At 60.4% G+C, this 12,067-nt stretch carries 11 protein-coding genes; all 11 read right to left on the bottom strand.

Features of this window, described 5'->3' with window-relative positions:
• Positions 1-10: 10 nt before the first annotated feature.
• Positions 11-763 (bottom strand): Fe-S cluster assembly ATPase SufC, encoded by a 753-nt coding sequence (gene sufC / locus GGD65_RS19310; protein ID WP_183236267.1) that lies wholly within the window; start codon positions 761-763, stop codon positions 11-13.
• A gap of 63 nt (positions 764-826) precedes the next feature.
• Positions 827-2,323, bottom strand: a complete 1,497-nt coding sequence (gene sufB, locus GGD65_RS19305) for a Fe-S cluster assembly protein SufB (protein WP_179733159.1) — start codon at positions 2,321-2,323, stop codon at positions 827-829.
• Between the two features lie 194 nt (positions 2,324-2,517).
• The gene (locus GGD65_RS19300) at positions 2,518-2,712 is read right to left on the bottom strand and encodes a 4Fe-4S binding protein (protein ID WP_091956552.1); all 195 of its coding nucleotides are present in this window, start codon (positions 2,710-2,712) and stop codon (positions 2,518-2,520) included.
• Between the two features lie 744 nt (positions 2,713-3,456).
• Positions 3,457-4,569, bottom strand: a complete 1,113-nt coding sequence (gene ald, locus GGD65_RS19295; protein WP_179733157.1) for an alanine dehydrogenase — start codon at positions 4,567-4,569, stop codon at positions 3,457-3,459.
• A 389-nt stretch (positions 4,570-4,958) separates the two neighbouring features.
• Positions 4,959-6,005, bottom strand: coding sequence for a hydrogenase expression/formation protein HypE (hypE, locus tag GGD65_RS19290; RefSeq protein ID WP_183236266.1), 1,047 nt, complete (start codon positions 6,003-6,005; stop codon positions 4,959-4,961).
• Positions 6,002-7,144 carry a hydrogenase formation protein HypD gene (gene hypD / locus GGD65_RS19285; protein ID WP_179733153.1) on the bottom strand — a complete coding sequence of 381 codons (1,143 nt, stop codon included), beginning with the start codon at positions 7,142-7,144 and terminating at the stop codon, positions 6,002-6,004. The genes hypE and hypD overlap by 4 nt, the downstream gene beginning before the upstream one ends.
• Positions 7,141-7,317 carry a HypC/HybG/HupF family hydrogenase formation chaperone gene (locus GGD65_RS19280; protein WP_312013677.1) on the bottom strand — a complete coding sequence of 59 codons (177 nt, stop codon included), beginning with the start codon at positions 7,315-7,317 and terminating at the stop codon, positions 7,141-7,143. The genes hypD and GGD65_RS19280 overlap by 4 nt, the downstream gene beginning before the upstream one ends.
• Before the next feature lie 58 nt (positions 7,318-7,375).
• The gene (gene hypF, locus GGD65_RS19275; RefSeq protein WP_183236265.1) at positions 7,376-9,631 is read right to left on the bottom strand and encodes a carbamoyltransferase HypF; all 2,256 of its coding nucleotides are present in this window, start codon (positions 9,629-9,631) and stop codon (positions 7,376-7,378) included.
• Positions 9,628-10,587, bottom strand: coding sequence for a hydrogenase nickel incorporation protein HypB (hypB, locus tag GGD65_RS19270; protein WP_183236264.1), 960 nt, complete (start codon positions 10,585-10,587; stop codon positions 9,628-9,630). Before hypB ends, hypF begins: the two co-directional genes overlap by 4 nt.
• Positions 10,587-10,928 (bottom strand): hydrogenase maturation nickel metallochaperone HypA, encoded by a 342-nt coding sequence (gene hypA, locus GGD65_RS19265; RefSeq protein WP_183236263.1) that lies wholly within the window; start codon positions 10,926-10,928, stop codon positions 10,587-10,589. The genes hypB and hypA overlap by 1 nt, the downstream gene beginning before the upstream one ends.
• Positions 10,921-12,015, bottom strand: a complete 1,095-nt coding sequence (locus tag GGD65_RS19260; RefSeq protein WP_183236262.1) for a hypothetical protein — start codon at positions 12,013-12,015, stop codon at positions 10,921-10,923. Before GGD65_RS19260 ends, hypA begins: the two co-directional genes overlap by 8 nt.
• Positions 12,016-12,067: the final 52 nt, after the last annotated feature.

The raw sequence follows: 12,067 nt of genomic DNA, 5'->3' as shown, positions 1-12,067 counted from the left end.
CCTAGAGCCGTCAGGCCGCGTCTTCGAATTGTGCGTAGCCAGAAGCCTCGAGCTCCAGCGCGAGTTCCTTGCCGCCGCTCTTCGTGATCCGCCCTTTCCACATCACGTGCACAACGTCCGGCACGATATGGTCGAGCAGCCGCCGATAGTGCGTGATTACGATCATCGCTCGTTCCGGCGAACGCAAGGCGTTGATGCCGCTGGCGACGATACGCAGCGCGTCGATGTCGAGGCCGGAATCGATCTCGTCAAGGATACACAGACTCGGCTCGACCAACGCCATCTGCAAAATTTCGTTGCGCTTCTTCTCGCCGCCGGAGAAGCCGACATTGACGCCGCGCTTGAGCATGTCCTGTGGAATGTTGAGCGAACCGGCCACCTCGCGGACTCTTTTCAGAAATGCGGGGGTGGAGAATTCCTGTTGGCCGCGCGCCTTGCGCTGGGCGTTCAGTGCCGCCCGCAGGAAGTTCATGGTGGTCACGCCGGGGATCTCGACCGGATACTGGAATGCCAGGAACACGCCCTTGGCGGCGCGTTCATTTGGCTCCATCCGCAATAGGTTCTCGCCCCTGAACAGGATTTGTCCGCCGGTGATCTCATAACCGGACTTGCCGGCGATAACATGCGAGAGCGTCGATTTGCCGGAGCCGTTCGGCCCCATGATCGCGTGGACCTCGCCCGCATCGACATTAAGATCGAGGCCGCGAATAACTTCTCGGTCTTCGACACCAACATGCAAATCTCGGATTTCGAGTAGCGCCATTCTGATCGATCCCTGAAATGTCATCTGGCGAGCCGCATTCGAGGGGGCTCGCGGGAGGTTTGGTTATCCGACAGATCCGTCGAGCGAGATCGAGATTAGCTTCTGCGCCTCCACTGTGAACTCCATCGGCAGTTTTTGCAGAACTTGCTTGACGAAGCCGTTGACGACGAGGCCGACCGCCTCCTCCTGCGAAAGACCGCGCTGGATGCAGTAGAACAGCACGTCCTCGGAAATTTTTGAGGTCGTCGCTTCGTGCTCGAAGGTCGCCGAAGAATTCTTCGCCTCGATGTACGGCACGGTGTGCGCGCCGCATTTATCGCCAATCAGCAGCGAGTCGCAGGCGGTGAAGTTGCGCGCGCCGGTCGCTTTCCGGTGCGCGGTGACAAGGCCGCGATAGGTGTTCTGCGACTTGCCGGCCGCGATGCCCTTGGAGATGATGCGGCTCGACGTGTTCTTGCCGAGATGAATCATCTTGGTGCCCGAATCGACCTGCTGGAAGCCGTTCGAGATCGCGATCGAGTAGAACTCGCCGCTCGAATTGTCACCGCGGAGAATGCAGCTCGGATATTTCCAGGTGATCGCCGAACCCGTTTCGACCTGGGTCCAGGAGATCTTCGAACGGTTGCCGCGGCAGTCGCCACGCTTGGTGACGAAATTGTAGATGCCGCCCTTGCCTTCTGAATTGCCCGGATACCAGTTCTGCACCGTCGAATATTTGATCTCGGCGTCGTCATGCGCGACCAGCTCGACCACGGCGGCATGCAGCTGGTTCTCGTCGCGCTGCGGCGCGGTGCAGCCTTCGAGATAGGAAACGTAGGAGCCCTTGTCGGCGATGATCAGCGTGCGCTCGAACTGGCCGGTGTTGCGCTCGTTGATGCGGAAATAGGTCGACAGCTCCATCGGGCAGCGCACGCCCGGCGGCACGTAGACGAACGAGCCGTCGGAGAACACCGCCGAGTTCAGTGTCGCGTAGAAATTGTCCGAGGTCGGAACCACGGAGCCGAGATATTTCTGCACCAATTCAGGGTGCTCGCGGATCGCTTCCGAGATCGGCATGAATATCACGCCGGCCTTCTTCAGCTCCGCCTTGAACGTGGTCGCAACCGAGACCGAATCGAAGACCGCGTCGACCGCGATCTTGCGCCTGGCGGGATCTTCTTCGCCGGGCTTGGGCTCGACGCCTTCGAGCATGGCGACTTCCCGCAGGGGAATGCCGAGTTTCTCGTAGGTCTTCAGGATCTCCGGATCGATCTCGTCCAGCGAGGTGACCGTCTTCTTCGGCTTCGGCGCCGCGTAGTAGTAGAGGTCCTGGAAGTCGATCTTGGGATAATCGACGCGCGCCCAGGTCGGCTCGGTCATGGTCAGCCAGCGCCGATAGGCCTCGAGCCGCCACTGGAGCATCCAGTCCGGTTCATTCTTTTTCTGCGAGATGAATTTTACGATCTCTTCCGAGAGCCCCTTGGGCGCCTTCTCGGAGTCGATCAGGGTCTCAAACCCATAACGATACTGGTCGACGTCGATGCGCTTCACGCGCTCGACCGTCTCTTGTACGGCTACCATTGCCCGCTCCACTCGCGCAACGACAAGTCCCGTTGGAGAGGATTCCGCCACAATCTATCTGAGCGGATCGCGCAAGTTGCCGCCGACTCGGGGTCAGCGAGTGAGAGAAATAGAAGACGGATCCAAAAGGCGGCGGCGGTCGATCGCGTTTTCATCATGTTTCGTGCCGGAGCTCCTCTCATCGGCTACTCAACCTACGCCGGCACGCAGGTATCGGGCACCGGACAAACGACGGCGCATTGCGGCGCGTCAAAGTGCCCCTCACATTGGGTACACTGGGTCGGATTGATCACATATATGTCGTTCTTCAGGTTGATCGCGGCATTGGGACATTCGAACTCGCATGCACCGCAGACGGTGCACTGGGATGCGATTATCTTGTAGGCCATCACTGCGATTCCATGAGCGAAAGTTGCGGGACAGCTTCTTGCTTTCAAGTCTTGTGCCAGACAGTTTAACTTGATTTTGTCTGGGCCATTTTCGAGAACGCAAGTCGCCGTCTCGACACGGTGTCGCAAATCCTACACCGCGCATGACAGTAGCTTGAGCTCGATGCCGTGGTTTGCGCATGGTTGATCTCACGGCAGTCAGTGATCAGGTGAACCGCGTTCGCCAGCCTCAGGGAACGATCTCCGATCCTTGCTAAGGCCGCCGTGCCGCGGCGATGGATGCGCCGCGCGACTTCAAAAAGTTCTCCGCCGGTGTATCAGGTCGACCCGAGCCGCATCTTGATGGTTCCACTCACCGGGCAGAGGCGCCTTCAGCGACAGCACCACGGTAACCCGCCCAGTCATCACCGGCCTGGTTGGCGTCGCCAAGACAGTCAGAATCGCGGCGATCGGGCCAGACAAAGTCGTTCCGGTGATCGCGGGCCCCCACCGGACCCGCAGGACGCATTCTCAATTGCCCTGGATTACCCGGCAAAACCGGCATTCATATGCGCTGTATGGACCGAAAGTACATTGTCTCGCATCGTGCGGGGACTAAAGCCGGGCGTTCGTCTGGTGATCCTCCGCTTCGCTCCAAGTTCGAAATGCATACCGGCGCCGGTCAGCAGATCGATGGAGTCGAAAAAAAGCCACCCCGAAGGGTGGCCTAAGTCAGGGAGGAAACGCCCATAAGGGCCTCTGGGATCAGGCCGCAGCCTGTTCGATCGGTGAGAAGGGCAGCCCAAGGCTTTCGGCCACCGCTTCGTAAGTTAGCCGGCCCCGATGGACGTTGAGGCCTGCGCGCAAATGCGGATTTTCGAGCACGGCAGAAAAGCCCTTGTCGGCCAGAGCCAAACCAAACGGCAGCGTCGCGTTGTTCAGTGCCTGGCTCGAGGTCAGCGGCACGGCACCGGGCATATTGGCCACGCAATAATGAATGATGCCATCCACTTCGTAAGTAGGATCAGCGTGAGTGGTTGGGTGCGATGTCTCAAAGCAGCCGCCCTGATCGATAGCGACGTCCACGAGCACCGCCCTCTTGCGCATCGAGCTCAGCATGCTCCGGCGGACCAGCTTCGGCGCGCTCGCACCTGGAACGAGCACCGCACCAATCACCACATCCGCCGCAAATACCTCTTCCTCGACAGAGCCGATAGTCGAAAACCTGGTGCGAGCGCGTCCTTCGAATAGCTCGTCCAGCTCGCGGAGCCGGAGTATCGAACGGTCGATGATGGTCACCTCTGCGCCCAGACCAACCGCCATGCGTGCCGCGTGCGTACCAACGACGCCACCTCCGATCACCACGATTCTGGCAGGCTGAACACCGGGCACCCCACCGATCAACAGCCCTCGTCCGCCTGCACTCCGCTTCAGGGCGCTGCCCGCCGCTTCGATCGCAAGCCTACCCGCGACCTCGCTCATCGGCGCCAGCAGCGGAAGACCACCATGCGGATCAGTTACGGTCTCGTAGGCGATCGCAGTGCATCCAGATTTCAGGAGGCCCTTGGCCTGATCCGGGTCGGGGGCCAGATGCAGATAAGTGAACAGGATCTGATCTTCCCGCAGCTGACACCATTCGGATGGCTGAGGTTCCTTAACCTTTACGATCATCTCGCTCGATGCGAATACCTCGGCTGCGGAGGTTAGAATCGTTCCGCCAACATTGCGATAATCGTCATCGGTTGCACCAATACCAGCGCCCGCATTTGTCTCGATCATCACGCGGTGGCCCGCTGCCACGTACTCGCGGACAGCTCCCGGGGTAAGGCCCACGCGATATTCGTGCGCCTTGATTTCCTTGGGGACTCCGACCTTCATTTGAAAACTCCCTGCCTGGAGCGCCTTTCTAATCGGAAGCGAGCAGCGATATTGCGACGCAGCCGTCGAAATGGCGCAGAAATTCAACGATATTTGACAAGCTTCGCAGGATTTCAAACCCAAGGGGGTGCCGAGCGATCGTGTGACCATGCTCGCTGAGCTTAACCGTCGGAACTGCGCGATGGCGATGAATTGTCTCGAATTGCGTTCTCGGCTCGTGGAAAAGCTATCAACCGAAATTGAGCACGCCTAAAGAGCGAAACCGCAGTCTGCCGGTTGGGCAGATTGTCCATAGAAGGGATCGCTTTCAGAGCTAATGGGTGATGGGTGATGGCTCATGACGATTGATCATAAACTTGGTTTGCAAAAACTGGATGATACGCAGCGTGTTAACAGATGCGAGGCAATTGTTCGCCCCACAACCAGTCGACGACTCGTCGACCGCCGAAACTGGTCGCCATCTGCACAAATTTCCGATTGTCAGCCACTGCTTCGCCGATATCAGCTGCGTCGGACCCGAGCGGGTGCGCCTTCATGGCTGCAAGCACGGCATCGGCCAAATCAGGCGCGACGATCGCAACGAGCTTGCCTTCGTTGGCGACATGGATCGGATCGAGTCCAAGGAGTTCGCAGGTAGCCGCAACCGCCGGCTTCACCGGAATGGATGCTTCCTGCAGACGGAACCCGAGCTCGGATTGATGCGCAATCTCGTTCAGCGTCGCGGCAAGCCCACCGCGCGTGGGGTCGCGCATCACCCGGATGCAGCTACCGCCGGCGGCAACCATGACCTCTACGAGGTTATGCAACGCTGCGGAATCCGAGACGACCTCGGTTTGAAAAACGACGTTCTGGCGTTTTGACATGATCGCCACCCCATGATCGCCGACGCTACCGGAGACCAGCACACGGTCACCGACCCTAGCCTTGTCGGCCGAGAGATCGAGCCCATCGGCCACAATCCCGATCCCTGTCGTAGAGATGAACAGACCATCCGCCTTGCCGCGCTCGACGACCTTGGTGTCTCCGGCAATGATGTAAACGCCGGCACTGCGCGCTGCCGCGCCCATGGAATCCGCGATCACCTTCAGATCAGAAAACGGGAAGCCCTCCTCGATGATAAAACTGGCCGACAGATAGAGGGGACGCGCGCCGGACATGGCGACATCATTGATCGTGCCGTGCACAGCCAGTGACCCGATATTGCCGCCGGGAAAGAACAGCGGCGAGACCACATAGCCGTCGGTCGTCATCACCATCCTGCCTGCCGCAACGTCAAACGCCGACTGATCATTGCAGCGGGCGAGCCATTCATTACCAAAGGCTTGGTGAAAAAGGCCGGAGATCAGCTGTGCCATGGCACGGCCCCCTGATCCGTGGGAAAGATCAACGCGTCCGTTCTCGACGTCGAGCTTGCGTTGATAACCCTTTACGCTCATGACGTCCGCCTCAACGGTTCATCGCGAACTCGGCCATAGGTCCAATACGCCGCACAAGCGCCTTCCGATGATACCATGCAGGACCCTATGGGAGTTTCTGGGGTGCAGACGGTTCCAAACAGCTTACAATCGACCGGCCGCTTGGCGCCACGCAGGATCGCGCAGCACTCGCACGCCGGATTGTCTGCGACACGCAGGTCGTGGATCGCAAAACGCGTCTCAGCGTCGAATTGCGCGTAAGCCCGTTTCAGCTTCAGTCCGCTGTTGGGTACGAGTCCGAGCCCGCGCCATTCAAACTGCTCGCGCAGTTCGAATATCTGCGATACCTCGTCCTTGGCGCGGCGATTGCCGTCACGCGTCACCGCCCGACTGTATTGGTTCTCCACCTCGTAGCGGTCTTCGTTCACCTGCCGCACCAGCATCAGAATCGCCTGCATCACATCGAGCGGTTCAAATCCCGCGATCACGATCGGCTTGCCAAATTGTTCTGCCAGGGGCTCGTAAGGCTGCGTACCGATAATGGTGCTAACATGTGCAGGCCCGATGAAGCCGTCAATTGGAACCCCGCCGGTGTCGCGAATTTTGGGGTTCTCGAGAATGCTGTGCATCGCAGAGGGTGTAAGCACGTGGTTGCAGAACACACTGAGGCCCTTCAGCCGCTTCTTCTCGGCAATTCGGATCATCACCGCGGTCGGGGGCGTCGTGGTCTCAAATCCGATGGCAAAGAAGACCACCTCGCGGCTCGGCGCCTGTTCTGCGAGCCGGATAGCGTCGAGCGTCGAGTAGACCATCCGAATGTCGGCGCCGAGCGCTTTAGCTCGTAACAGGGACTGTCCTTGCGACCCAGGCGCGCGCATCAGGTCACCGTAGACGCACAGAGTGACCTCTGGTCGATCGACAAGCCGGACCGCCATGTCGATTCGACTGGCGGGCAGAACGCAGACGGGACAACCGGGCCCGTGGATCATGCGGACGTTCGCGGGCAGCAGATCCTCCAGGCCATAACGGGAGATCGCATGAGTGTGCCCGCCGCAGAATTCCATGAACCGATAAGCTCTTTGCGAATTAACCTCGGCGCCAATCGCACGCGCAATTCCCTGCGCGATGGCCTTGTCGCGAAACTCGTCGGCATATTTCATGATCGGCGTTCCCCTGCGCCGCCTAGCTCCTGCAGCAGCTCCAGCGTGCGCTTGGCTTCCATCGGATCGATCTTGGCCAGCGCATAGCCGACATGGACAAGGACGAAATCGCCGACCTCGAGCTCGTCGACGAGAGCGATCGATATCTCCAGGCTGATGCCATCGATGGACACTATGGCCACGTCGTTGGGAAGAATTTTCGCAATCTTTGCCGGAACCGAAAGACACATATCAGGCTGTTCCTACCCTGGCGGACGAGTGTTGAGCTATCTGCAGGGCGGCAATCCAGGCCTGGCCAAGGCTCAAACCGCCATCATTGGGCGGCACCCGCCGTGGCACGAGCGGGGTAAGGCCGGCAGCGCTGCAACCGCGCGGGATTTCATCCGCCAGCACCGCGTTCAGGAAGCAGCCGCCGCTCAGAACGACGGTATTAACGCCCGTTGTCCGCGCGGACCGCGTGACCCAGTCGACGCAGGCGGCGGCGAAGGTGCCCTGAAACAGCCCGGCTCCTCCCACCGCGTCAATGTCATCTGCAATCAAGCGCGCAAACAGCGGACGAAGCGACAGCTCGCCGCCATCGATCGTCCAGCCGGCTTCGAGAATCGCGGTCCGCCGCGCCAGCGCCTCGAGCTTCATCGCCGCTTCGCCCTCATAGCTCTGCAAACTCGCAATCCCCAGCAGCGCCGCTGCCGCGTCGAACAACCGGCCCGCACTGGTCGTGGTGGCCCCGCCCGGCTGTTCGAGCAAGGCCGACACACATCCAGCCTGCCGTTGCGCCGCAAAGCGCGGCCCGATTTCGTTACCCCGGCCGAGCTCATGTAATACTGCGCTGGCCATGCGCCACGGCTCGCGGGCTGCACGATCTCCACCAGGCATTTGCAGGGGCGCTAAGTGCCCGATGCGTCGGCACCTCGTCCCTTCGCACAACAATAGCTCGCCACCCCAATTACCGCCCTCGGAGCCAAGGCCATGGCCATCGAGCACGAGGGCAAGCGCAGGTCCCGTATGGCCATGCTCCGCGATCACTGCGGCAGCGTGTGCGTGGTGATGCTGGACAGCGACCAGCGCGCGGCCATTTGCTTCCGCAAACCGGGTAGAAGCCATATCGGGATGCAGATCGTGGGCGATGGCGACAGGCTCCACATCGAGGCTCGATGTGAGGTGTCGGACCGTCTCCTCGAACGCACGGATGCCTTCGGCCGTATCCAGATCGCCAATATGCTGAGAGACGAACGCTTGGTTGTCCCGCGTGATGGTGACGGTCGATTTCAGTGCGCCGCCGACGGCGAGTACGGGCGGCACAGACATCACGAGCCTGATCGGTTCGGGAACATAGCCACGGGCACGACGAATGAATTGCGGCCGGCCAGCCACGACCGACACCACGGAGTCATCAGCACGCGTCACTATATCGCGATCATGGGTCACGATAAGGTCGGAGATCCCCTTGAGCCGCCCCAGCGCCTGCGCGTTGTCGATCAGGAGCGGTTCGCCGCAACAATTGGCGCTGGTGGCGACGATGACCGGGCCGGTCCGCTCACATGCTCCTGCTGAGCGAAGCGCATGAAGGATGAGGTGATGCAGCGGCGCTGCGGGCAGCATAACACCCACGCGCGATAAGCCAGGAGCTATGGCGGGCGCCAAATTGTTGCGCGAAGGCAGAAGGACGATGGGGCGTGCTACGGATTCGAGCAGCGCAAGCTCGGGCGCGTTCGCCTCCGCGATGTCGCTGACGCGCTCTATGGAATCTACCATAACCGCGAACGGCTTCTGAAGGCGCTGCTTTCTCCTGCGCAAACGCTGCACCGCGTCCTGGTTACGCGCATCGCAAAGAAGCTGGTATCCCCCGAGCCCCTTGATCGCCACGATTTGTCCCCCCGCGATTGCCGCGACGATGGTGCTGATCCCATGGCTGAGCCGAGGCCCGCATGTCGGACACGCGATCGCCTCCGCATGAAACCTGCGGCTCGCCGGATCGGCGTATTCGGCCGCGCAGGCGGCGCACAGCCTAAAAGCCCTCATCACGGTGTTGCGCCGGTCGTACGGCAGCCGTTTGGCGATGGTGTAGCGTGGGCCGCAATGGCAGCAACTGATGAAGGGGTAAAGGTAATGCCGATTTTCTGGATCGAACAGCTCGCTGAGGCATTGCTGGCAGGCAGCAGCATCAGCGACGATCTGCGTTGACAATTTGCCGCCTTCGCTCGTGCCGATCGAAAAGTCTTTCGCCGCGAGCGCCGCGGTCTCCCGAACGCAGATATCGTCGATGCGTGCCAATGGAGGCGCCTCGAGCGGCAACGTGGCGACAAACTCCAACGCACGTTGGCCCTCGACCTCGATCGTAACGCCTTCGGGGCCATTGATGACAAATCCCGCCAATCCGTAGCGCATGGCGAGTCCATAGACGTAAGGACGAAAGCCGACCCCTTGCACGGCCCCACTCACGCGCACGCGCAGCCGCGTTCGGTCGCAGGTGGTTGGCGCGCTCATCGCCTTATGTCCTCTAGGGCGCGACTCTGATGCCCCGCCTGTCTATCGATCCAGGCGTAGAGCGCGTCAAAACCCTCACCCGTACGAGCCGACACTACAAGCACGTCGATCTTTGGATTGACTCGTCTAGCGTATTCGATCGTCTTGCCCAAATCGAACTCAAGCAGCGGGGCCAGATCAATCTTGTTGATCACCATGAGCGAAGAAGCGGTAAATATGTCAGGATATTTGAGCGGCTTGTCTTCACCTTCGGTAATCGACAGCACTACGATCTTGCAGGCCTCGCCAAGATCGAAGGCTGCGGGACAGATCAGATTACCGACGTTCTCGATGAAGAGAATACCGCCCGTGAGCAGCGGCAAGCGGCGATAAGCCTCGCCAATCATCGCAGCGTCGAGATGGCAACCCTTGCCGGTGTTGACTTGAATGGCTGGCACGCCGGCGGCCCGAATGCGTTCGGCATCGTTCGAGGTCTGCTGGTCGCCTTCGATGACCCCGACCGGCCGGCTACGCTTGAGCTCAGACACCCCGCGGACGAGCAGCGTCGTTTTACCTGCGCCGGGACTGGACAAAAGATTAAATACAAGCAGATCATCGGCGACGAAGAGCGCGCGGTTGTCCGCCGCAATCCCATTATTCTTGCCAAGAATATCGCGCCCAATTTGGATGACCCGCTTTCTGCCTATGACCGCGACCTCCAAGCCAGCCGGCCCGGCGCCGCCGCTCAGAAACGCGTGCCCACCGTGAGCCTGGTGATGGGCAGAGCGACGATGGCGACTATGACTATCGCCAGCATGGTTTGAACGCTGCGGACCTTGGTCCTCATGCGGATGGGCACAATAGCGATCGCAATCGTTCTGCACATGGGCATCGGGTCGCTCATGGCTCTTCGCATCATGCGCTTTGGCGCGTTTGCTCGAGGGCGTCTCTTCGGTGCAGCCGCAAACGGTACACATCAATCGATCTCCAGCTCTTTCACGCGCATCTGTTCGCCCGCGGTTACCTGCAACTGATAGCTGCCGCAGAAAGGACAGCATTCACCTCGTCGCGCAATCTCGACGCTCTTTGAACAGCTCATGCACCAGGCAACGCCTGGCAGTTCGACGATATTAAGGACTGCACCCTCGGCAACGGTCCGCGTCGCAACGACCGCAAAGCAGAACCTGATCGCTTCAGGCGCGGCATGGCTCAGCGCTCCCATCTCTAGACAGACGCTCCGCACCCGCGAAAGCGATCGGTGACGTACCTCCTCCTCGACGATTTGAATGATGCCAAGACAAATCGCCATTTCATGCATCGCCAACTTCGCGAAAATTGAGTGTGAACCCGACGCACGGATCGAGCGATGCAATCACCGCATCGACTGCATCCCGACGTCGCCTATCCGTCAGCACCGCGCCCTGCAGGCTGCGGACAAGCGGTCCGCGCGGGTGGAAATTCCACTCCGTCGGCGCAAGGAATTCGAAGAGGGATATCCGGCCCTGAGGATCAAGCTCAACCGCGTGGTAGAGACGCCCCCTGGCGCATTCGACCGCGGCCGCCGCACGGCCGGGCCCTAACTTATATCTTTCGATAATCCCATGCTCCGCCGAGTCAATCTGAGCACCGGCCCTTAGCCAGGCACATAACCGGAGGGCTTCGGCAATTCTGGCCCTCAGCCGCTCGGCCGCACCGGAGGGGCTCGGCGAGAGCCGATCACTCGTCATTTGGCGCGCCCATGGGCCCGTCTCGGGCACCTGTCCGTCAAGATCTGGACAATAGCAAAATGTCGTGCCATCCACGAGCAGCCGTTTAATGATGTTGAGGTCGTCAGCAACGGACAGGAACGAGTGCTCCGCCGGAATTGACTTCAGGCCGATCTCATCAAGCCTTGCAATGCGAAGCGCCAATGGGCTACCGGACCTCACTGCGCCCCCCTCATTCGACATGCCGAGCGCGTTCAGCGCAGCCACGATCCGCGCTGTTGCTTCGCATTGAGCTGAGCCCCAGGCCGGCTGTGCGCTGCCGACAAGCGCTGACATTCCCCGCATAAGAGAGCGGATTGCCGCCGCACTGGCAATGTCTTGCGCAAGATGTCCGACAAACACGCCCCGTAGCAACTCCGCGATGCGCTCGATAACGATAAGCGCAATACGATGCTGTTTTGTCGTGCGGGTGATCACTTCGTCGCGCGCCGTCTCGACCGCGGACAGCAGTGCAGTTTGCTGCGCAGCGGCACACAACGCGAAGAGCCGCGGCAGCACCTTGAGCAGCAACGAGGTTTGTTTGCCAGCGAACAACCGCGCCAGCGGCGGCCGGACTCGCGGCAGGATCTCGATCGCGGCGACTACGTCGGCAGCTACCGATACGGTTACATCGATTTTGTTCTGGGCAGCGAGGCTCATGCGCACCGCTCCGCCAACATCCTGCGCGAGTTATGCCGGCGGTCGCTGCGCC

It is taken from the genome of Bradyrhizobium sp. CIR18, from assembly GCF_014198295.1.
In the GTDB taxonomy this organism is placed as follows: Bacteria; Pseudomonadota; Alphaproteobacteria; order Rhizobiales; family Xanthobacteraceae; genus Bradyrhizobium.
This window is presented reverse-complemented; position numbering and strand designations above follow the sequence as displayed.

Coding starts and splice junctions, on each gene's coding strand:
- sufC (WP_183236267.1), bottom strand. CDS start 763: ATGGCGCTACTCGAAATCCGAGATTTGCATGTTGGTGTCGAAGACCGA.
- sufB (WP_179733159.1), bottom strand. CDS start 2,323: ATGGTAGCCGTACAAGAGACGGTCGAGCGCGTGAAGCGCATCGACGTC.
- GGD65_RS19300 (WP_091956552.1), bottom strand. CDS start 2,712: ATGGCCTACAAGATAATCGCATCCCAGTGCACCGTCTGCGGTGCATGC.
- ald (WP_179733157.1), bottom strand. CDS start 4,569: ATGAAGGTCGGAGTCCCCAAGGAAATCAAGGCGCACGAATATCGCGTG.
- hypE (WP_183236266.1), bottom strand. CDS start 6,005: ATGAGCGTAAAGGGTTATCAACGCAAGCTCGACGTCGAGAACGGACGC.
- hypD (WP_179733153.1), bottom strand. CDS start 7,144: ATGAAATATGCCGACGAGTTTCGCGACAAGGCCATCGCGCAGGGAATT.
- hypF (WP_183236265.1), bottom strand. CDS start 9,631: ATGAGCGCGCCAACCACCTGCGACCGAACGCGGCTGCGCGTGCGCGTG.
- hypB (WP_183236264.1), bottom strand. CDS start 10,587: ATGTGTACCGTTTGCGGCTGCACCGAAGAGACGCCCTCGAGCAAACGC.
- hypA (WP_183236263.1), bottom strand. CDS start 10,928: ATGCATGAAATGGCGATTTGTCTTGGCATCATTCAAATCGTCGAGGAG.
- GGD65_RS19260 (WP_183236262.1), bottom strand. CDS start 12,015: ATGAGCCTCGCTGCCCAGAACAAAATCGATGTAACCGTATCGGTAGCT.